The organism is Halostella pelagica, assembly GCF_004762015.1.
GTDB classification, from domain to species: Archaea; Halobacteriota; Halobacteria; order Halobacteriales; family Natronoarchaeaceae; genus Halostella; species Halostella pelagica.
Window position 1 is genome coordinate 709106 of sequence record NZ_SJES01000001.1, and the last position, 21493, is coordinate 730598.

21 protein-coding genes and 1 tRNA gene are annotated in these 21493 nt (G+C 64.7%); 10 read left to right on the plus strand and 12 right to left on the minus strand.

Going from position 1 to position 21493, the window contains the following annotated elements; all coding sequences use genetic code 11:
- Positions 1 to 140 precede the first annotated feature (140 nt).
- Positions 141 to 1394, plus strand: a complete 1254-nt coding sequence (locus EYW42_RS03550) for an inorganic phosphate transporter (protein WP_135533874.1) — start codon at positions 141 to 143, stop codon at positions 1392 to 1394.
- 171 nt (positions 1395 to 1565) lie between these two features.
- Positions 1566 to 2771 carry an inorganic phosphate transporter gene (locus EYW42_RS03555; protein WP_135533875.1) on the plus strand — a complete coding sequence of 402 codons (1206 nt, stop codon included), beginning with the start codon at positions 1566 to 1568 and terminating at the stop codon, positions 2769 to 2771.
- 11 nt (positions 2772 to 2782) lie between these two features.
- Here the strand turns inward: EYW42_RS03555 and EYW42_RS03560 are convergent, their stop codons facing one another.
- Together EYW42_RS03560 and EYW42_RS03565 are read right to left on the minus strand one after the other, a co-directional pair.
- Complete coding sequence (locus tag EYW42_RS03560; protein WP_135533876.1) at positions 2783 to 3214, minus strand: universal stress protein; 432 nt, start codon at positions 3212 to 3214, stop codon at positions 2783 to 2785.
- A 184-nt stretch (positions 3215 to 3398) separates the two neighbouring features.
- Positions 3399 to 3980, minus strand: coding sequence for a cation:proton antiporter regulatory subunit (locus tag EYW42_RS03565; RefSeq protein WP_202613794.1), 582 nt, complete (start codon positions 3978 to 3980; stop codon positions 3399 to 3401).
- 120 nt (positions 3981 to 4100) lie between these two features.
- Here EYW42_RS03565 and EYW42_RS03570 point away from each other — a divergent pair, with 120 nt between their 5' ends.
- A complete protein-coding gene (locus EYW42_RS03570; protein ID WP_135533877.1) occupies positions 4101 to 4550 on the plus strand; it encodes a universal stress protein in 450 nt (149 codons plus the stop codon).
- 166 nt (positions 4551 to 4716) lie between these two features.
- Here the strand turns inward: EYW42_RS03570 and EYW42_RS03575 are convergent.
- From EYW42_RS03575 to EYW42_RS03610, 8 genes are all read right to left on the minus strand, one after another.
- Positions 4717 to 4788, minus strand: a tRNA-Ala gene (locus tag EYW42_RS03575).
- Between the two features lie 25 nt (positions 4789 to 4813).
- Positions 4814 to 5437 (minus strand): rhomboid family intramembrane serine protease, encoded by a 624-nt coding sequence (locus EYW42_RS03580; RefSeq protein WP_135533878.1) that lies wholly within the window; start codon positions 5435 to 5437, stop codon positions 4814 to 4816.
- A 127-nt stretch (positions 5438 to 5564) separates the two neighbouring features.
- Positions 5565 to 5873: a 30S ribosomal protein S10 gene (rpsJ, locus tag EYW42_RS03585; protein ID WP_135533879.1), complete on the minus strand. Its 309-nt coding sequence runs from the start codon at positions 5871 to 5873 to the stop codon at positions 5565 to 5567.
- A 1-nt stretch (position 5874) separates the two neighbouring features.
- The gene (gene tuf, locus EYW42_RS03590) at positions 5875 to 7143 is read right to left on the minus strand and encodes a translation elongation factor EF-1 subunit alpha (RefSeq protein ID WP_135533880.1); all 1269 of its coding nucleotides are present in this window, start codon (positions 7141 to 7143) and stop codon (positions 5875 to 5877) included.
- A 222-nt stretch (positions 7144 to 7365) separates the two neighbouring features.
- Positions 7366 to 8316 carry a homoserine dehydrogenase gene (locus EYW42_RS03595; protein ID WP_135533881.1) on the minus strand — a complete coding sequence of 317 codons (951 nt, stop codon included), beginning with the start codon at positions 8314 to 8316 and terminating at the stop codon, positions 7366 to 7368.
- On the minus strand, positions 8313 to 8936 hold the full coding sequence (locus EYW42_RS03600; RefSeq protein ID WP_135533882.1) for an amino acid-binding protein: 624 nt from the start codon (positions 8934 to 8936) through the stop codon (positions 8313 to 8315). Before EYW42_RS03600 ends, EYW42_RS03595 begins: the two co-directional genes overlap by 4 nt.
- Before the next feature lie 354 nt (positions 8937 to 9290).
- Positions 9291 to 10319, minus strand: coding sequence for a CBS domain-containing protein (locus EYW42_RS20055; RefSeq protein WP_237561265.1), 1029 nt, complete (start codon positions 10317 to 10319; stop codon positions 9291 to 9293).
- Between the two features lie 278 nt (positions 10320 to 10597).
- The gene (locus tag EYW42_RS03610) at positions 10598 to 12787 is read right to left on the minus strand and encodes an elongation factor EF-2 (protein ID WP_135533883.1); all 2190 of its coding nucleotides are present in this window, start codon (positions 12785 to 12787) and stop codon (positions 10598 to 10600) included.
- Positions 12788 to 13042: 255 nt separating this feature from the next.
- On the opposite strand from EYW42_RS03610, the gene EYW42_RS03615 reads away from it, so the two are divergent.
- The 5 genes from EYW42_RS03615 (at position 13043) to EYW42_RS19695 (ending at position 15873) form a co-directional block, all read left to right on the plus strand.
- Entirely contained in the window at positions 13043 to 14134 is a 1092-nt protein-coding gene (locus EYW42_RS03615; protein ID WP_135533884.1) for a saccharopine dehydrogenase family protein, read from the plus strand.
- A gap of 93 nt (positions 14135 to 14227) precedes the next feature.
- Positions 14228 to 14983, plus strand: a complete 756-nt coding sequence (locus EYW42_RS03620; RefSeq protein WP_135533885.1) for a DUF5781 family protein — start codon at positions 14228 to 14230, stop codon at positions 14981 to 14983.
- A gap of 38 nt (positions 14984 to 15021) precedes the next feature.
- The gene (locus EYW42_RS19690; RefSeq protein ID WP_202613795.1) at positions 15022 to 15186 is read left to right on the plus strand and encodes a hypothetical protein; all 165 of its coding nucleotides are present in this window, start codon (positions 15022 to 15024) and stop codon (positions 15184 to 15186) included.
- 268 nt (positions 15187 to 15454) lie between these two features.
- A complete protein-coding gene (locus EYW42_RS03625) occupies positions 15455 to 15703 on the plus strand; it encodes a hypothetical protein (RefSeq protein WP_135533886.1) in 249 nt (82 codons plus the stop codon).
- Complete coding sequence (locus EYW42_RS19695; protein ID WP_168192900.1) at positions 15700 to 15873, plus strand: hypothetical protein; 174 nt, start codon at positions 15700 to 15702, stop codon at positions 15871 to 15873. The genes EYW42_RS03625 and EYW42_RS19695 overlap by 4 nt, the downstream gene beginning before the upstream one ends.
- Before the next feature lie 218 nt (positions 15874 to 16091).
- Here the strand turns inward: EYW42_RS19695 and EYW42_RS03630 are convergent, their stop codons facing one another.
- Positions 16092 to 17435 (minus strand): PQQ-dependent sugar dehydrogenase, encoded by a 1344-nt coding sequence (locus EYW42_RS03630; protein ID WP_135533887.1) that lies wholly within the window; start codon positions 17433 to 17435, stop codon positions 16092 to 16094.
- Positions 17436 to 17509: 74 nt separating this feature from the next.
- Positions 17510 to 18739: an MFS transporter gene (locus EYW42_RS03635; RefSeq protein ID WP_202613796.1), complete on the minus strand. Its 1230-nt coding sequence runs from the start codon at positions 18737 to 18739 to the stop codon at positions 17510 to 17512.
- Positions 18740 to 18849: 110 nt separating this feature from the next.
- Between EYW42_RS03635 and EYW42_RS03640 the strand changes: the two genes are divergently transcribed.
- Positions 18850 to 20067, plus strand: coding sequence for a serine hydrolase domain-containing protein (locus EYW42_RS03640; protein WP_135533888.1), 1218 nt, complete (start codon positions 18850 to 18852; stop codon positions 20065 to 20067).
- 56 nt (positions 20068 to 20123) lie between these two features.
- Entirely contained in the window at positions 20124 to 21482 is a 1359-nt protein-coding gene (locus EYW42_RS03645) for a hypothetical protein (RefSeq protein WP_135533889.1), read from the plus strand.
- Positions 21483 to 21493 lie beyond the last annotated feature (11 nt).

The window sequence follows — 21493 nt, forward strand, 5'->3', positions numbered from 1 at the left end:
GGGGATACGTCTCGATTCAAGTCGTATCGCGATCGCTTTGAAAGCTAGTTCGGAGTTGGACGGGCAGAGTAACACTCCACAGCACCGAATACGAATGAATAGGCCATTGTGTCTGGAACCGAAACAGTGTGGCTAACTTCATGGTCTCTCTGCTGGTCATCGTCGGTCTCCTCGTTGCCGCGTTCGTCGGGTTCAACATCGGCGGGTCGTCGACCGGCGTCGCTTTCGGACCGGCCGTCGGGAGCAAGCTAGTCAGAAAAGTGACCGCGGCAGCACTCTTCAGCGTGTTCGCGTTTCTGGGGGCGTGGACCGTCGGCCGCAACGTCATCGTGACGATGAGCGAGGGAATCGTGCCGGCCGCACAGTTCACCCCAGTGGCCGGCGTCGGGGTCCTGTTTTTCACCGGCCTCTCGCTGCTGGTCTCGAACCTCTACGGCGTCCCCGCCTCGACCTCGATGACGGCTGTGGGGGCGATCGTGGGGCTCGGGCTCGCAACGGACTCGCTCAACGAGGCGTTGATGTTCACGATCGTCTCCGCGTGGATCATCGCCCCGCTCATTGGACTCACTATCGGTGCAATCATCGGACGGTACGTCTATCCACAACTCGAAGCTCGACTGTCGTTTACGCGCCTCGAACGGCAGTTGATCCAGGTCGACCGCTCTGGACGGTTCCCCCGCGTCCGGATCAACAGGAACGCGTCTCCGCGTGACCTCGTCGGATCGGCGCTGGTGCTCGGCATCGCCTGTTACATGGGCTTCAGCGCGGGGGCCTCGAACGCTGCGAACGCGGTCGCCCCGCTCGTCGGCAACGGATCAGTGACTGTCGACCAAGGTGTGCTACTCGCCGTCGCCGCCATCAGCCTCGGCGGATTCACTATCGCCAGGCGCACCCTCGCGACGGTCGGTGACGACATCACGGACCTCCCCATTCTGGCAGCGCTCATCGTCTCAACCGTGGGTGCGACGATCATCACCATCCTCTCGTACTACGGCATTCCGGCGAGCCTCGCGGTGAGCACGACCTGCTGTATCATCGGTCTCGGCTGGGGACGGGCGAGTCGCGCCGTCACACTCACGGAACTGGCCGCGCCGCCGTCCAAGACCGAACCAGGGCCGAATCTCACTACTCGCGCCCTCGCTACCTCCTCGGCCGAGGATGACAAACCAGGAGGGCCGACTGTGGGCGAACTCGCGTCCGGAGAGGCCCCGGACCCGGCGGATCAGCGCGACGACGCCCCATCTGTCCCACCGATCGGCGAAGAGGACATTGAGGAACTGACCGCCGAGAGTCTGTTCGACCCGGCAGCGACAAGTCGAATCGTCATCCTCTGGATCCTCACGCCGACGCTTTCGGTCGTGGGATCGTATCTTCTCTTCGCTCTCCTCCTGTAACCGTATCTCCACGTACCGAAATCCACTTCGAAAGAGTGGGACCCGGAGTCCGTGAAAGCGTTCCGGGAAACGGTGCGTCTCTACTGTCGGACCCATCGGACGAACGTTTATCCCCGACTTTCCCGAAATGACAGACATGGATCGTCCTCCCGACCATGGAGGGCTCTGAGCATGGCGGGAGCCGTCTTCTGGGCGCTCGTCGTGCTGGCCACACTCACTAGCCTCGCCACGGCGTGGGCGCTCGGTGCTAACAGCAACTCGCCGCCGTTCGCCCCGGCGATCGGTGCCAACGCTATCTCGACGATGCAGGCGGCCTTTCTCATCGGTATCCTCGCCGCGCTCGGCGCACTCACCCAGGGCGGGGCGATCTCCGAGACGGTCGGAGCAGGGCTTATCAACGGCGTCCAGATCACGTCGCTGGCGGCGACGGCGGGGCTGCTGACTGCGACCGGGTTCATGGCCTTCGGCATCTACACCGGCTATCCGGTCCCGGCGGCGTTCGCGACTACCGGAGCGATGGTCGGCGTCGGGGTGTCGCTCGGTGGCAACCCTGCTATCGACACCTACCGCCGCATCGCACTCTTCTGGACGCTCGTCCCTCCCGTTTCGGGCGGGCTCGCCTATCTCACCGCCACTCTCCTCCGACGCGACGACATCCCGGAGACCGTCGGCGTGCCGTTGCTTGCGGCGGTCGTCGGCGGCATCGTCGCCAACGTCCAACTGGGGGTCATCCCCTCGCCGGCCGACGCAACTCAGAGTTCCGTCGCGGGGTTCATCGCGCGACAGGTCGATACACCGACAGTCGTTGGGGTCGACCCCCTGGCGGTGCTCGTGACGCTTGCGGTCGCCGCGGCGGGGTTCCGGTTCATCCGCCGACGGACCCAGGCGTCGGTTGAGGACGGCATCCGGACGTTCCTCATCGCCCTCGGGAGCGTCGTCGCCTTCTCCAGTGGCGGCAGTCAGGTCGGGTTGGCGACCGGCCCGCTCGAGAACCTGTATGGGGCCGAGCTCGGGCTGCCCGGCATCGTCCTACTGGCGCTCGGCGCAACCGGTATCCTCGGGGGCGCGTGGATGGGCGCGCCCAAGTTGCTTCAAGCGACCTCCCGCGAGTACGCGCAGTTGGGGGTCAGGCGCTCCATCGCCGCGCTGGTTCCCGGGTTCATCATCGCACAACTTGCCATCGCGCTGGGGATCCCTATCTCGTTCAACAACATCATCATCTCCGGCGTTATCGGCGGCGGGCTCGCCGGCGGTTCGGCAGGCGTCTCCCGCCGGAAAATCGGCGTGACCCTCGCGTTTTGGCTCATTACGCTCGCCGTCTCTACTGTGGTCGGGTTCGTGCTATACAGGGCCTTCGCCGCGGTGCTCGGCGGGTGAAGAGAACCGGGTCAACGGACGACAGTCACGGACACGGGAGCCTCGCCGACGACGCTCGTCGCCACGGTTCCGAGCAACCGACGAGAGATATCGCTCCGCTCCCCGCCATGCCCTCCCATCACGACGTGGTCGACGTCGTTGGCGGCGACGTATCCCAGGATCGCCTCGGCTGGGTCACCCGTGACCACCGCTGTCTCGATCGTTCGGTCGGCCTCGGTAGCCTGTGCTCTCGCCCGTTCGACGACGCGGTCGGCCCGGTCACGTGCGTTCTCGCGACGATCCTCGCCGGGTGCGAGAATCCCTCCCTCACTCATCGCCGCGTCGATCGGTGTCACCACGTTCAGGACAGTCACCTGACAATCGAAGAGTTCGAGCGCCTGCCCGAATGCCTCGTCCGCCAGCGGCGACCCGTCAAGCGGGACGAGGACGTGCGATGGCGCCATAGGGCACCTTGCATCCGCTCGCACATATCGACAGTGGTCGTCCGCCGCACGGTGGCGACGGTGGAAGACGGACCCTTGCTACCGAGGCGAGGAAACATTCCTGAGACGAAGGGCGGACCCGAAACCGACGACCAATGGGTCGCCGCGTTCGACAGGTGGAGCCGATCGAGCGCCTCGTGGCGGGTCACGACGCGAACCGCCTATGGAACCGACTGATGTTTTCGTCGGTCCCGGCCACCACGAGTTCGTCCCCATATTCGATCACGAACGACGCTCCAGGATTGGTGACAACGCTACCGTTGCGTTCGGCGGCGACTACGGTACATATAGTCCTGTTACGGATGTCCGCCTCGGCGAGCGATTCGCCAACGGCACCCGGAACCGTCGTCCGGACGAGTTCAGTTGCGTCCCCGGGGAGAGGATCTCCTCGTCGCGAACGACCGACGCGAGCATTCGTCCGCTGACTGCCGCGAGCGACAGACGTAGTCAGCGCCGGCGCGAGACAGCTTCGACCCATTCTCGTGCTCGTTCGCTCCAGCGATGATTTCGATCCGGGATTCAGTTCACGAATGACGAACGTCGCGAAGATCGCCGCCGTGCCTTTGGGCAACGCGAGTACGATGGAACTATCGAGTCGGGTCAGTTCGAGACTGACGAGGTCAGTGTCACGGAGTTCACTGCGATGGACGCGGTGGAAGCACTTGACCAAGTAGCCCTTCGAACCTGGGTTTTTGCCGCTGGTGAGTTTGTCGACGACGATACGCACGTTGACTGTATCTTCCGAATAGACCGGGTGGCCAACAAACCGGAATAAGGCCGTCAGAGAAATGGAAAATATATTATATATGAACAAATCTACTTGTAGTTTCAGCTTGATTGAGAATGTATGACAATACTTGCTGCGATCGATGAGAACGAGCGGTCCAGAATTGTCGCCAAAGTCGCATCCGATCTCGCAGCGACGTACGATGATACCCTCGTCGCTTTGCACGTCGTCCCGCAGGAAGATTTCGATGAGCACCGCCGATCCATACAAAGTATTCCAGAGTTCCAGGACTACTCGCTCACGCAAGAAGAGGACAGTGCGGAACGATTTGTCAGAGAATTCGTCGAGGAAACTGCCGATACTGTCGATGTGGAGCGGTTCGAAGCGCGAGGGCGCGTCGGTAATGTTACTGATAAGATATTGGCCGAAACGGCCTCGATTGAACCGCGGTTTCTCGTTATCAGCGGGCGACGGCGGTCGCCGACCGGAAAGGCGGTGTTTGGAAACACTACTCAACAGATCTTGTTGAATGCCGAGTGCCCCGTTGTGACACAGTTGAGTGATCAGTAAGCTGCAGTCATCCGATTCCTCAAATCGCACAGTGCCGCTTCACGTATCTTCTCTATCACTCTCCCTGAGAGGAGTATTAGCTCAGTTTTGTTGATAGCGAGATCGTCCGCATTAATCACCCAGAGCGGTCGCTCAGAGGAGAACTCGACATGACAGAAATTCGTGATGGACTCGCCGGGATTTGAACCCGGGGCCTACACCTTGCGAAGGTGTCGATCTACCACTGATCTACGAGCCCGCTACCAGAACGTAACCCGGTGCGGTTATTTGTAGGTTGTGTTTTCGGGACGGACGCTGGCTCGCGGGCTGGCGTCGAGAACGCCTATCCGTCCGGCGACGAGACCGAGCAGGAAGCCAGTGAAATGCGCGATGAGCGCGACGTCCGGCGCGCCCGTAGCGACGGTGACGACGGCCGCGAGGACGGCGAATCCGAGTAGTTGGACGGGGGGGCTCAGGTCGAAGCGGGAGAAGAAACCGCTGGCAAGGCGGTTCCCGGTGAGAACGTAGCCAAGGAGCGCGAACACGGCACCGCTAGCACCGAGTACCGGGATCGGTTCCGCGATGAGGCTCTTGAGCAGGACCTGGACGATGCCGGCGGTCGCTCCTGTGGCGATGAAAAACACGTGGAACCGGAACGGCGTGGTCGAGCGTTCGACGGGGATGCCGACGAACAGCAAAGTGATGCTGTTGGCGAGCAGATGAGAGACGTCGCTGTGGGCGTACACGCTGGTGACGATGGTCCAGGGCCGGACGGAAAGCGGGGGCGCGAGCGCGAACAGGCCGACTGCGTACGGAATCAGGAGGCCCATCAACTGTTGTGCCAGAAACACTGCGGCGAAGATGAGTAACGTGTCCACGGTTGGACTGTCCGCCAGTGGAGTCCGCATACTGTTGCCTGACTACCCGGCGATATAAAATTGTGAGCGACGCAACTGGCCCGGCCTGCGCGCGAGAGTGACGAGAGGTACCCGTCGTGACCGCGTCGACGGCGGGTCCGCCGCAAAAGCGGTGCCGTTAGTCTTCGAGAACGATCTCGATACTGACGTCGTTCGGCACCTGAATGCGCATGAGCTGGCGGAGCGCGCGCTCGTCCGCGTCGAGGTCGATCAGACGCTTGTGGACGCGCATCTCCCAGTGCTCCCACGTCGCCGTCCCTTCACCGTCGGGGGACTTCCGGGTGGGAATCTCCAGCGTCTTCGTCGGGAGCGGGATCGGACCGGACATCGAAACACCGGTCTTGTTCGCGATCTCCCGAACGTCGTCGGTGATGTTGTCCAGGTCCTCGGGGCTGGTGCCCGCGAGGCGGACGCGTGCCTGTTGCATCTTAGCTCTCGTTGACGCTCAGGACCTTGCCGGCCGCGATGGTCTGACCCATGTCGCGGATGGCGAAGCTGCCGAGCTCCGGAATCTCCTGGGAAGACTCGATGCTGAGCGGCTTTTGCGGGCGAATCGTGACGATGGCTGCGTCGCCGCTCTGGATGAAGTCCGGGTTCTCCTCGGCGACCTCACCGCTGGACGGGTCCATCTTCTTGTCGATGGATTCGATGGTACAGGCGACCTGTGCGGTGTGAGCGTGGAAGACCGGGGTGTAACCGGCCGTGATGACGCTCGGGTGCTGCATGACGATGACCTGGGCCTGGAACGTCTCGGCGACCGACGGCGGGTCGTCGGCGGGGCCACAGACGTCACCGCGGCGGATGTCGTCCTTGCCGATGCCGCGGACGTTGAATCCGACGTTGTCACCGGGACCGGCTTCGGGCACCTCTTCGTGGTGCATCTCGATGGTCTTGACCTCGCCGCCCTCGTCGCTGGGCTGGAAGGAGACGTTGTTGCCCACGTTGAGCATACCCGTCTCGACGCGGCCGACCGGGACCGTACCGATGCCGTCGATGGTGTAGACGTCCTGGATCGGGAGGCGGAGCGGCGCGTCCGTCGGCGGCTCCGGCTCTTCGAGGCTGTTCAGGGCATCGAGGAGGATATCGCCGTCGTACCAGTCCGTGTTCTCGCTCTCTTCGGCGATGTTGTCGCCCTCGAAGGCGGAGATCGGGATGAAGCTGGCGTCCTCGGTGTTGAACTGGACCTGCTGGAACAGGTCTTCGACCTCGGAGACGACCTGATTGTAGTCGGACTCGTTGTAGTCGACGAGGTCCATCTTGTTGACGCCGACGATCAGTTCGTTGATGCCGAGCGTGCGGGCCAGGAACACGTGCTCCTGGGTCTGGGGCGCGACACCGTCGTCAGCTGCGACGACGAGGACAGCGTTGTCAGCCTGGGACGCGCCCGTGATCATGTTCTTGACGAAGTCGCGGTGGCCCGGACAGTCGACGATGGTGAAGTAGTAATCGTCGGTGTCGAACTCCTGGTGGGCGATGTCGATGGTGACACCACGCTCGCGCTCCTCGGCGAGGTTGTCCATGACGTAGGCGAACTCGAAGCCGCCCTTGCCCTTCTGCTCCGCTTCTTCTTTGTGCTGTTCGATTACGTGCTCCGGTACCGATCCTGTCTCGTACAGGAGTCGGCCCACAAGCGTGCTCTTGCCGTGGTCAACGTGACCGATGATGGCTAGGTTCTGGTGGGGTTTGTCTTCGCTCATTGGTATCTCACGCGCAGAGGCGCTATATCGGAGTCTTTCGGCGGAAGCAGTTAAAACCATTTCGATACGGTACGCCCCCCATCCCGTTTCCGTCCGGCGGTTTGGTGACTCGTCACACGGGCATAGTCGCGGTAGTGCGGGCGTACGCCGTCGGCTGACAGTCGGTGAGCGGATCCGCCGGACTACCCAGCGAGTTTGGTCAGGCCGAAACAGGCGACAGGGTCACCGTTCGAGACGACCGACATCGGCGAGGACGGCAGTCGCCGTCTCGGGACCACCCGCACCGCGCCCGCTGACGTTCAGTCGACCCGCGTGACGCGTCTCTAACTGGACGATGTTGCGCGTACCCGTGACCGCGAGAGTACCGTTCTCGGGAACGAGACGAGGGGCGACGCGGACGCCGGCGGCGGTCGCCTCGCCGATGAGACGGACGGTTCGCCCGTCCTCGGCGGCCAGTTCGAGCGCGCTCCCGGGCACGCTCTGGATACCCTCGACGTCGGCGTCGTCGAGCGAGTACTCCGTGGCGTCGTCGGAGAGAACGTTCGCGAGGATGACGCATTTCAGCGCCGCGTCCGTCCCGTCGACGTCGAAGGTGGGGTCCGCCTCCGCGACGCCAAGGTCCTGGGCCTCCGCGAGAACGTGTTCGTAGTCCAGGCCCTCGGTGGCCATCCGCGTGAGGATGAAGTTCGCGGTGCCGTTGAGCACGCCGCGCGCCGCGGTCACCTGCGACGGGCCGAAGTCGGAGATAGTCGAAAGGACGGGAATAGCGCCGCCGACGGTCGCCTCGAACAGTACGTCGCCCGCGCTCTTCCGTTCGAGCCCGCGCAGGTCGCCGTATCGCTCAGCGACCGGCCCTTTGTTCGCGAGTACCACGTCGCGGTCGCGTTCGAGCGCGGCCCGAACGTGACTGAAGCCGGGTTCGGCGTCGCCGAGCGTCGTCGGCGTCGCCTCGACGAGAACGTCGTACTCCGCGGACAGGACCTCGTCGGGGTCGCCGTCGCCGACAGTTCCCGTCTCGTCCTTTCGGTCGAGTATCCTCTCGGCGTCGACGCCGTCGGGAGCGACCGTCGCGCCCCCGGAGTCGGCGATGGCAGTCACCGTGTGACCGTACTCACCGGCGAGTTCGACGACGGAACGGCCGACGGACCCCGCCCCGAGCACTGCGAGGTTCATGCCGGACCCCCCTCGGTGAGCGGTTCGACCACACTCAGGTCCTTCTCGCCCGCGATGCTTCGGACGGTCGACAGCGCGTCGTCGGTGCGGCCGGATTCGACCGCGAGTCGGAGACGAGCCGAGGTGACGTCGTCGGTCCCCTCCGGCGATGTCAGTGAGAAGTCGACGACGGACGCCCCGGAACACTTCTCGATACGGTTCAGCGAGTCTGAGAGGTCAGTGTCGATGATGTGTCCGGCCAGGAGGACGGACACCTCCTCGCTGTAGCGCTCGGCCCCGGCCTGGATGACGTTGACGCCGGCGTCTCGCAGAGCGTCGACGATGTCTTCGAACCGGTCCGGCGGACACTCGATGTCGACCTCGACCGGGACGTGTCCCCGTGGTGTTAGATTGCCGCGTTCGTGGAAAATAGAGAGGAGGTTTCCGCCGTTTTCGGCGATCGGTTCGAGAGTTCGGAGCAGTTCGCCCGGTTCGTCGACCAGTTCGAGGCGGACGGTGTACGACTGTACGCCCCCGTCGGTGCGTTCCTCACTAAAACCGTCGTCCGCGCTAGCGTCGCCTTCGTCCTCTGCGCCGGAATCGGAATCGTCTTCCTGGCTGGTGGCACGTTCATCTCCCACACGGATCACCTCGCGCTACGAAGTTCATATCCCACCTCTCTCGCCCGTGCGGTAAAGAGTTCACTCATTTGCAAATGTCTCCGACGGATCGAGGCGGTGTCCGTATCGCGTTCCTCGACGCCCGACTGTACGCCGCCAGTGTATCAGCGATTTCGTCGCCGTCGAGTCGGGCTCGTGCCAGACGGCAACGGAACGGCGAAAGATAGACGAACTCTCCGGCAGGTCTCCCGGCACCGCGCCCGGCCGAGAACCGGATCAACGCGTGATGTGGGCCACATACTGTTGGCTGTACTCCCTTGCAGGATATCGGCCCCCCGGAGTCCGAGTGTCGTTCCGAAGTGACAGCCGACAGTATCAGAACCGCGGCGATTGCTCTCGGATGACGTCAGTCGCCGAACTGAGTTCCCCGGAGAGCACGACCAGCACGTCGTCGAGCGAGAGGATCCCCGACAGCGTCCCCTCGTCATCGACGACCGGTACCCGTCGGATGTCGTTCTCGCTCAGCGTCCGGACCGCGTCGAACAGTTCCTCGTCCTGAGTGACGGTCACCGGGTCCTCGCTCATCAGATCCTCGACGGACCGCTGGGTGAGATCGGGCGTCTCCTCCAGCGCGAGCGCTATCTTCCGGTCGGTGATGATACCCGCCGGGCGGTCGTCCTCCGTGATCACGACGGTCCCCACGTCCTGTTCTTCCATCATCGCGACGACCGTGGCGATGGGCGTGTCCCGGTCCGCGGTGATTACCTCTTCCCGGGCGATGCGTTCGACGCCGACGGGTTCGATCGGAATGTTCCGTGCGGGCGAGTGCTGCTGTTGTACCCCGCCGAACTGCTGGCCGGTCTGTGTCCGTGCCATCCCCTGTCCGGCTTGTTGGCCGCCGGACTGTTGGCCGGTTGGTCCCGGCTGGACTCCGTGCTGTTCCGGCGGGGCCTGTCGGCCTTGCTGGCTCTGCTGTCCCCCCTGTCCGAAACCGGATTGCTGTCCGGGCTGTCCGAAAGCCGACTGCTGCCCAGTCTGTCCGGCCTGATGCGTACTGCCGTGGTGGGGCTGGTGCTGTTGCTGGGCCGTCGGCCGAGACTGGGGCCGTTCGCCTCCTCCCTGCTGGCCGCCGGAGAGCCGGGGCCCCTGCTGGCCAGTCCCGCTAGGCGGGGTGTGGTGGGACTGCTGACCCGGCGGAGTGTACCCGCCGCCCTGTTGTCCCCGCTGTCCGCCTCGCTGTGGCGGTTGTCCGGTGCCCGGCGTTCCCTGCGGAGCGCCGCCCTGCTGGCCCTGTCTCGGCGGCTGTTGCCCGCCTCGTTGTTCTCGTCGGTCAGGACCCTGTCGGCCCTGGGACTGGTTCCGTTCGCCTGTCGGTCGACGGTCTGGCGTATCGCGGTCTCTCATGAATATCACCTCTGTGTCCGCACCGAGCGGTCACAGCGACAGCCGAGGCCACGACCCTGGCGAGAATAAACCCCAACGACAGTTTCGACCTACCCGGTACGAAACGGGGGTTAAGCCGTCGTTGTCGGGGAGACAAACGGACCGTGCGCTGGGGAGCGCCGCGGAGACGTGGTTGACGCGAGTGCGCTCTGAGAGAGAACTACTTGCGGAGGTAAGCGTCTCGAAACCGCGTCCGAATACGGGTAAGCGTCGAAAAAACGCGGGAATGCGAGGTGTCGTTAGAAGTAGTCGATGGACTCCGGTAGCTCCAGCTTCATCCCCTTACGCTCGCGGATCTCCATGATCTGGTCGCGCTGAAGGTTGTCAGCCATGACCTGGAAGCCGGCGTTTTCGGTGTTCCAGGAGGCGCGGCCTTCCGTGGCCGAGCGGATGTCGCTGGAGAAGCCGATCATCTCCTCGACGGGTGCGACGCCCTCGACGACCATCAGGTCGCCTTCCTGGTACATGTCGTCGACGCGGCCACGGCGACCCTGAATCTCGCCGGAAGCCGAGCCCATGTACTCGTTCGGAACGTCGATGCGGACGTCCTGAATCGGTTCGAGGAGTCGAACCTCACCGCGGATGAGCGCGCGGTGGACAGCCTCGCGGACCGCCGGGATGACCTGTGCGGGACCCCGGTGGATGGTGTCCTCGTGGAGTCGAGCGTCGTGCAGGCGGATGAGCGACCCCTGTACGGGCTCGGCCGCGAGCGGACCGTCGTCGAGCGCCTCTTCGAGGCCCTCGATGACGAGTTCCATCGTCTCGTTCAGGTGCTGGATACCCTTCGTGTCGTCGATGAGGATGTTCGTCCCGTGAATGTGTTCGACGTTCTGGGACGCGTCTTTCTCCATCCCCGCTTCCTGCAGCGCCTCGCGGCGCTCCTGCTCGGGCACGTCCATGGAGACATCGCCGAGCTGGATCGCGTCGACGATGTCGTCCGTCAGCGGCTGTAGCGAGATGTAGAAGCGGTTGTGACGGTTCGGCGAGATCCCCTCGACTTCCTGAGTTGGCTCCTGGGGAGCCTCGCGGAAGACGACGATGGGCTCACCGGTGTTGACCGGGATCCCCTGGTTGCGCTCGATGCGCTGGGTCTGGACTTCCAGGTGGAGTTCGCCCTGTCCGGAGATCAGGTGTTCGCCCGTCTCCTCGTTGATCTCGATCTGGATCGTCGGGTCCTCCTTGGACACTTGCCGCAGCGTCTCGATGAGCTTCGGCAGGTCGTCCATGTTCTTCGCCTCGACGGACTTGGTGATGACCGGCTCCGAGATGTGCTCGATGGACTCGAACGGCGTCATCTCCACGGAGGAGACGGTAGAACCGGCGATGGCGTCCTTGAGGCCCGTGACGGCGGCGATGTTCCCTGCGGGAACGCGTTCGACCTCCTCGCGCTCGCCACCCATGTAGATGCCGACGCTCTGGATCCGGTTCTTCCCGGCAGTCCCGGAGACGTACAGTTCCTGGCCCTTCTCTAGGGTCCCGGAGAAGACGCGGCCGGCGGCGATCTCCCCCGCGTGGGGGTCGACGCCGATGTCAGTGACCATCAGAACGACTTCGCCCTCTTCGTCGACCAGACGCATCGTGTCGGCGAGTTCGGAGTCCGCGTCGCCGCGCCAGATGCGCGGGATACGACGGGGCTGCGCGTCCACGGGGTTCGGGAAGTGCTCGCAGACCATGTCGAGCACGACGTCCGACAGCGGCGTTCGCTCGTGGAGCTCCTGGCGCTTGTCGTTGCGCTCTAGGTCCATGATGTCGGCGAAGTCCATGCCGGTTCGCTGCATCGACGGGAACGAGACGCCCCACTTGTACAGCGCCGACCCGAATCCGACGGTTCCGCCCTCGACGGACACCGTCCAGTCGTCGTCGATGTCGTCCATCTCCTCGGTCATGCCGCGGATGAGGTCGTTCACCTCGCGGATCACCGAGAGGAGGCGGTTCTGCATCTCCTCGGGACCCTCCTGCAGTTCGGAGATGAGGCGGTCGACCTTGTTAATGAACAGGGTCGGCTTCACGCCCTCCCGTAGCGCCTGACGAAGCACCGTTTCCGTCTGCGGCATCGCGCCCTCGACAGCGTCGACGACGACGAGCGCACCGTCGACGGCACGCATCGCACGGGTAACGTCACCGCCGAAGTCGACGTGGCCCGGCGTGTCGATGAGGTTGATGAGGTGGTCGGTGTCCTCGTACTCGTGGGTCATGGAGACGTTAGCGGCGTCGATCGTGATGCCGCGTTCCTGTTCGTCCTCCTCCGTGTCCATGGCGAGTTGTTCCCCCGCGGTGTCGTCGGAGATCATGCCCGCGCCGGCGAGCAGGTTGTCCGTCAGTGTCGTCTTGCCGTGGTCGACGTGTGCGGCGATGGCGATGTTCCGGATGTTCTCCGGTTCGTCCATCAGTCGCTCGCACTGTTCGACGATCTTCTTGCGTCTACCCATTACCCACTCATATCGCCAGCGGAGTGAAAAGGGTAGTGTTTCGTCGGCGACGGAGGAACCGACGTAGCTCGACACGAACAGAGTGACGAGACGGCGTTTCGTCTTCGCCGACGGGAGAGACAAAGGGAAAGCTCGCGACGAGTGAAACGAGTCGAGGTGGTTCGTCGCCGCGGGAGGCCCCACCGTTTTTGAGCCGACGGATCTCCGATCGCTTACCGACCCATCGTTTTGGTGGTGTGGGTCGTACTATCCGGTATGGGAGGGGATCTCCTGATATACGGATCGTACGGCTACGCCGGAAGCCTGATCACTCAGCGGGCGGTCGACCGCGGTCTCGACCCGACAGTCGCCGGGCGTGACGCGGAACAAGTCGAGCGGCAGGCCACCGACCTCGGACTCGACCACGAGGTGTTCAGTCTCGAACACGGGACAGTCGTCGAGGACCGCGTCGCAGCGGCCGACGCGGTGCTGAACTGCGCGGGGCCGTTCTCCCGGACGACCGAGCGCCTGACGACGGCGTGCATGGAAACCGGGACTGACTACCTCGACTTGGCCGGCGAGATAGACGTACTGGAAGGGGTCGCGGAGCGGGACCGCGACGCCGAGAAAGACGGCGTGTCGCTCGTCCCCGGCGTCGGGTTCGACGTGGTCGCGACGGACTGTCTGTCCGGGTTTCTGGAGTCGCAGTTGCGCTCCGCGACGGAACTGACGCTGGCGCTCGACGGGTTAGGAACGTTCTCCCCGGGGACCGTGAAATCGATACTTGAGGAACTGCCACAGGCCGGCGCAGTGCGGAAGAACGGAGCGATACGGTACGTGCCAGCGGCGTGGAAACGCCGCGAGTTCGACTTCGGTGACGAGACGGCGAAAACTGGCGTCACCGTACCGTGGGGAGACGTCTCGACGGCGTACTACTCGACTGGGATCGAGAACATCGAAGTGTACGCGACGGTGCCGGAGTACGCCGTCTCGGTCATGCGCCGAATCCGGCCCCTCGTCCCGGTGCTCGGGCTGACGCCGGTTCGTCGGGCGCTCGAAGTGCTTGCGGACGCCGCGCTGTCCGGGCCGACCGCGCGCGAACGCGCGCTAAGCACGACCCGTGTCTGGGGACGGGTCGTCGACGACGAGGGAAGCCACGTGACGGCAGTGTTAGAGACGCCGGACACCTACGACCTCGCGACGGCGACTGCGGTCGAGGCCGCGAAGCGAATGCTCGCGGGCGAGGTCTCGGACGGGTTCCAGACGCCGGCCTCGGCGTTCGGCACGGACTTCGTCCTCGACGTGGAAGGTGTCACCCGGACCATCACCGACGCCGAGCAGGTACCGACCGCGGACGTAGCCCGGTGAGCGGGATGGCCCGCTCGTCCCTGGTCGAAGCGCGCAGCGCTTCGCAACACCGGGACAAGAGTCATATCGTTCCGTCCCCTGGTAGGTGTACGCATGGACGTTCGCGTGCAGGGACCTGGGCCGGCCGCGCCGTTTCTCAGCGCACAGGACATCTTCGAGACGGAGTACGACGTCGACCGCCCGGTTCACGTGCGGATCCGGGAGGACCCGGACGAGCGCACGTGGACCGGCCACGACGCGGACCATCACGTTCTCAACATCTCCCGTCAGGCGGCGACAAGCGCGATGGCGCGCGAACTCGCACTCCACGAGTACGCGCACATGCGCCGTCACGAGGGGGGCCACCCGTCACACACGCAGTCGACGGAAGAAGCGCTGTATCTCGCACTCGCCGGCAAGTCCGTCGAACGCCGCCGACTCACGCACTGCTACCAGATCGCCAACCACATGAAAGACATCTACGCCGACGACATCACCCTTCAGGTCGGCCCGCCCGACAAACTCGTCGCCTTCCTGGAGTCGAGTCTGGCAGGCGCTATCGCCGACGCTCCGGGGCGGGCACCCCGTGCCGTCTCCAGGCTCACTGATCCCGCGGCTGATCCGGAGATCACGGCCGTCAACGCCGCGTTCGCGTTGGCCATGGTCGAGCGCCACGACCTGGTCGACGCCGACCACCGCCTCTACGACCTCGCCGACGCCGCGGCGAAGGACGCACCGGGCATCAGCCTCGACACGTTCCGTCGACACTTCCGCTCGCTCTCCGAGGACCCAGACGAGAGCGAGTACCGGAAAGCGCTGGTCGACGTGACCCGCGAGTACGCGGTACAGGACAACCAGGCGGCAGACTGACGGGTAGACTATTTGGTCGTCGAGGGCATACGACGGGCATGGCGCTTCCGTTTTGGCCTGACGCGTGGAACGAGATAGAACCGTCCGCCCTGATCCTCGTCGGGTTCGTGCTGTTCATTGTCCCCGAACCGGCGTCGTCGACGCTCGGCGCGGGACTACTGCTGTTCGGTATCGCGTGGTGGTTCTACGAGTGGGGCCGCTAACGAGCACCCGGCGCGTCGACTCGGGACGCCACCGCTGTCAACTGAGATTCAGTTCCGGACCCGGACCGGCGCTCGTGATCCCGGGCCGCACCCCCGCCAACAGCCCGATATTCGGCGCTTTAATCCTACTATAGATAGATAGAAATTATTTATAGTCGGGTCTGTCCGGTCGTATATTTTCGTATCAGTACCGATCTCTACCCAATATTACCGTACCGATCAACAAAACACTTATTTGACGAGTCCCCGCCGTAGATCATTACAGCGAATGGAGCGGGACGACCCAGCGAACGACAGGGACCACCGACTCGACGAGATAGACAGTCGGAGCGTCCACGCCATGAAGACGGACGAGAGGGGAGTCTCCGCGCCGACGAGCGCCGAAACAGTCAACGTCTCCGCCGCAACAGTTCGAAACCGCATCTCGAAACTCGAAGCGACCGATGAAGTCGCAGGACATCACGCTAGGGACGTTCCGCGGCGGCGGCAGCGGCAACGAATGAATTCCACACTATGACAGTACGCGACTGGCTACAGGAACTGCTGACGGACGCCGACGATCCCGTCGAAGACGGGACCAGGATCCTCCACGAGTGCCGTCACTGCGGCGTCGCGGTCGATGCCGACGATGAGTCGTGTCCCGTCTGCGGGACGACCGAAATCGCTCGGTACGTCCTCAAGCAGTGAGTCGGGCGTCTCACGGGCGCTAATACCTGGAGTCCGCTGGTGCACGGAAGGAACTGATACGCGGAAGACGCTGATGCATGGAAGTTCTACCGGGACGTTCCCGAAGTGCGGCGTAAACTGTCCCTAGTAGCGTCCCGTACACGAAGCGAAGACGACCGCGAACGACAGGCCGAACAGAACGCTGGTCAGGAGTACCGTCGCCACCGGACGCCGGTACGTTACTCCTCTTCGGGCGTGAACCGCACCAGCACGTCGTCGCGCTCTGTCGGGAAATCGCCGTCCGCGCGACCGTCGCGGTTACACGTGACGCCGTACAGCGCGCCGTCCGGGCCCTGTTCGACGTGGCGGACGCGGCCGAGTTCGTCCTCGAACGTCTTGTGAGACGTTGCGGTGTAGCTATCGTCGTAAAAGTCGTCGTCGAAGCGCCGGCCGTTTTCGGCGGGCGGCAGGTCGCGGTCCGGTTGCGAGAGCGTGACCACGTTGACGTGCTGGCCGGCGAGCGTGCCGAGAACGAGGCGGTTCTGCCACGCGGAAACGCCGTCGCCCGTGTAAAACACCGACCCGGTCGGTGCCCACGTCTCGTTGCCGGTGTTTACGACCGGCGGGTGAACGTCGGGGTCGAGGTACTCCTCCCCATCCTCGCGGATGTCCGGCCAGCCGTAGTTTCCGCCGGGCGTCAACACGTTCACCTCGTCGTGGGCGTTCTCCCCGTGCTCGTCGGCGACCGGGGTCGCGTCGGGGAGGAACGTGATGCCCTGCGGGTTCCGGTGTCCGTAAGAGAACACCCGCGGATCGCCGCCGTCCGGGTTATCCGGTGCGGCGTCGCCGTCGGGTTTCAGACGGAGGACCTTCCCCGCAAGACTGTCACGGTCCTGCGCCAGCGGTTTTTCGCCGGCGTCGCCGCAGGTGACCCAGAGGTAGTTCTCGGGGCCGAAGGTGATCCGGCCGCCGTTGTGATAACTGTCGGCCGGGATACCGTCGATGATAGTCTCGGCGTGGCGACTCGGGTCGTCGGCGCTCACGTCGAAGTACGCGACCTTATTGTAGCGCTCGTCGCCCTCCTCGTAGGTGTAGTAGGCGTACACCAGCGGTGGGTCCGGATACGAGGGGTGAGCCGCGACGCCGAGCGTGCCGCCCTCGCCGCCCTCGACCCACCAGCTACCTTCTTCCGCACCGGGTTCGACGGACCCCGCGTCGATGGCGTCGGCGGGTTCAGCAACCTCCTGAACCTCGCCGTCCGCGAACGTCTTGATACGCCCGACGCGTTCGGTGATGAACAGTTCGCCGTTCGGCGCGAACGACAGGTCCCACGGGATCTCGAGGTTCTCGACGAGAATCTCCGCGCTGACTTCCGTCTCGACGGGCGAGGTCGTCGGCGACTCCCACTCCGGGTCGTAGTCGTCCCACGACTCGACATCGTGGTCCACGGTAACGTCGTACTCCGGCGACTGGGGCTCTTCGGTCGTCGTTTCGTCGGAGGGCGTGTCGGACGAGCTACAGCCGGCGACGGCTGTCGCTCCCGCGACCGCGAGGAGGCGGCGGCGAGACAATCGTTCTGCCATACACCTCCGTAATTATCGGTCCGGCAAATACTTTCTCTCTCACCTGCCGGGCCGCACGGCGGCCGTAGAGGTGGTCAGGAGCGGTCTACGTCACCCGTGCCGTGAGTATCGCCGAACACGCTCGTGACGACGAACGACATCGTCGCGGCACCGACGAGGAACGTGCCGCCGAATCCGGCGACGGCGACGAGCGGTCCGGCGGCGTCCGCGACGACGCCGCCCGTGAGGATCAGCGGCACCCGAATGAGGGCGTAGGCCATCGACGCGGCCGAGAGCACGGTCGCCCTGCCCGCGCCCTCGATCCGGTCGTTGAGATAGCGGTTCGCCACCGGACGGAGCATCGCGTCGCCCGCTCGCATCGCGAGAAACGTCGGGACGGCGAGCAACGGTACCGCGAGCGGGACAGCGAGCAACACGGCGACGCCGACGGTGACGCCGACGACCGCGGTCCGAAGGCCCAGACGCGACTCGACGGTCGCAGCGTGGTAGCTCGCGACCCCGGAGACACCGGTAAAGGCGGCGTAGAGAACGCCGATCGTCGCCTCTTCGGGCACGCCGAGCGCCGCGACGTTCGCCTCTAACACGTCGACGGTGATCGGCTGAACGTACGTGTTCGACGCCGACACCGCACCGAAAAAGATCCCGACGTAGAGAACGAACGAACGGAGTTCGGGGCGAGTGAGCGCCGTGCGGACGACAGAAGCGGCCTCCCGCACGGAGAGTCGGTCCGCCGTTCCGTCGGCGTACCCCTCGTTTTTCGGCAGCGACAGCAAGACCGGGATCCCGACGACGTTCAGCGCCGCGGCGGCGATAAAGGGAACCGCCGGAGAGACGACGTACAGCAGGCCGCCGGCGATCATCGTGACCACGCTCGCCGCCCGGCGCACGGACTCGCCGCGACCGCGGATCCGAGTGAACCGGTCCTCCGCATCGCGCGCCCGAAGCGCGTCGTACAGCCACGCACTGTCGCTGCCCGAGGCGAACGTCAGCCCCAGCGCCCAGAGGACGTACAGGACGACGAACGCCGGGTACGTGTTCGCCCAGACGAACCCGACGAGCGAGGCGACGAGCAGCGCAGTGCTCACGACGAGACTGTTCCGGCGGCCGACGCGGTCGCCGACGTACCCCGTCGGTATCTCGCCCGCGGTGACGACGACCGCGACGATAGCCGAAAGCGTCGCTATCTCGCTGAAGGACAGCCCACGAGAGAGCATGAACAGCGTAAACACCGGGGTGATGAACCCCACCGAGGACGCCGCCCGGAAGGCGTAATAGCGGAAAACCAGCGAGCGGTCCGTGATCATGATCCGCCACAGAACCGGGCGGTAGTTAACTGCTCGCTGAAACGAATTTGAGTAACTTCCCGGAGCGACCGTTTCATCGACATTATATGAGCGGAAAATAAACTGCTCGTGTGATCTCCGACAGGTCCCGCCGGCGGTTCCTCCGGTCGGCTGCAGTTGCGGTCGGCCTCGGTCTTGCCGGCTGTTCCGAGTCCGCGACCGACGGCACCGACACGACGACCGATCCGTCCGAAACCTCGACACCGACGAGTACGACCGGCGAAACTACCACTGACGACCGGAACGACCGCCCGGTCACCGGCGACGCGGTCCCCGAACTCGAACCGCTGGACGAGGCGGTTCTCGGGTTCATGTCCGACCGAGACGTGCCCGCCGCCGCGATGGCCGTGGCCAGAAACGGCACCGTCGTCCACGAGCGCGGGTACGGCTGGCGGGATGCCGACCGCACCGAAGCGACGCGGCCGGACACGCGCTTTCGGTTCGCGAGCGTCACAAAGGCGATGACGAACGCGGCGGTCCGCACGCTGTTCGACGATGGGACGCTCGACCCGGACACCCGCGTCTTCCGGACGCTCGACCTCGACCCGCTTCCCGGGGACGACCCGGACGAGCGCCTCGACGAGATAACCGTCCAGCACCTGCTCGACCACGCCGGCGGGTGGGATCCGAGACGGACCTTCGACCCGGTGTTCCACGATTTCGCCATCGCCTCCCGAATGGTCCTCTCGAACCCGCCCACCACGCGACAGACCGCTCGTTTCATGCTCGGGCAACCCCTCCAGTTCTCCCCCGGCGAGAGCGAGGCGTACTCCAACTTCGGCTACGCGCTACTGGGGCTACTGGTCGAGACGGTGACCGGGGACGAGTATCCCGAGTACGTTCGGGACTCAGTGCTCGACGGAGCGAGTCCGGACCGCCTGTACGAGGGCGCGTCGCTTCTGGAGGACCGGCCGGACGACGAAGTCGACTATCACAGTCCGAACGAGTGCCCGAACGTGATGGCGCTCGACCAGACTGACCGCGTTCCCTGCCCCGACGGCGGCTACCATCTAGAGGGGATCGGCGCGGCCGGCGAACTCGTCGGGACGACTCGCACCTTGCTCTCGTTCGCCGACGACTACCGGGTCACCGGCGAACCGAGAGTCGAGGGCGACGGTCCGTACGTGTACTTCGGTTCACTCCCCGGAACGTTCACCATGCTCGAACAGCGCAGGGACGGGGTCGACGTCGCCGTCCTGTTCAACAGACGCGGCACAACGCCCACGTCGTTCGCTGATATCCGGGGAACGCTCGGCACGGCGATCGACACAGTCGACGAGTGGCCGTAACCGACCGGGCCGGGGACGGGAAGTTTAATTACCCACCATTTCGGACGGAGAAATACATGCGACGTAGAGCCCTCCTGACATCGATCGCGACGAGCGTTGCCGTCGGCACCGCCGGATGTACCTCGTCGAACGAGGAGTCCGATACGACTAACCCCCGCGATTCAACTACCGCGACGACTGCGAATACGTCGAGGACGACCGAACCGGCCGAGGAGATGCTCCGATTCGGCGACCGGGTCGGCGACGAGATACGCGAGCGGTGCGAACGCGCACTGGACCGAACGGTCGATATCACGGGCGAACACCTCGATGCCCCGGTCAGGATCGAGTTGAGAGACCCGAATGTCGTGTCCCGTACCGGCCCGAGAGGGGCGTTCGCGGTCGCGACCGGGAAGGCCACACATCTCCGCTCCGCAACTCGCCCTGACCGGGCCCCAGGATCACTCGGCCGATACAACATGTCGAACCGGGTGATCACACTCACCGACACGGAGCAGATAGACGTCGATTCGATAACCGAACAGGAGGCCGTCCCGGATATCAGCCTGGAGAACTACCCGAACGAACCGCACATCGCTCACGAACTGACACACGCCATCCAGTACGACGTCACTGACGTTTCCGATGGATCGGATCCGACAAACGACGGCCAGAACGCCGTCACCGGCGTCAGAGAAGGGACGGCGACCTACGTCGAGGGGCGCTATCGCGCGAACTGCATCGACGGCGAGTACGACCCCTGCATCCTGCTCGACTCGTTTCGCCGCGCCGTCGACGTTCCCCTCTGGATGCTGCCGCGGCGGATCCCGTACGTCAATGGGGCGCTGTTCGCCTACGAGGCCGTCGAACGCGGCGGCTACGACCAGCTGTGGGAGAAACACGGTTCGCCGCCCGAGACGGCGGCCGCCATCATGTTTCCGAAGGAGTACTTCGAAACTGGCATCACGTACCGGTCGGTCGACGTCCCGAACGAGGCGAGCGAGGAGTGGAACCGCGTCCAATCGACTCGAATGGGCGTCAACGCGCTGTACAGCAAGTTCGTCGCCCTCGACATCGCGTCGCTCGACGACTCCGACGCCGCGGTCGAGGGCGAGGCCGCCGAAACGGTCGACCTGCCGCGAGCCTATCGCTCCGATCTGCTCCGGAAGTGGCACGGTGACTCCCTGGCCGCGTACAGCGACGGGGACGGCCGCGTCGGCTACCGCTGGCGAACGGCGTGGGAGACCGATGCGCGCACGGTGGCGGACGCGGTCGCCGAGGCATACGACGACCGCGGCGAGGCCCGAGACGGCGGCTGGCTACTGGACGGCGACTTCGTTACCGTCGCGTCGGAGCGGACCCGCGACGGCGAGCGGGTGACGTTCGCCGGCGGACCCGACCGCGACGCCGTGATGGCTATCCTCGGACGGGCCTGACCGAACGCCGG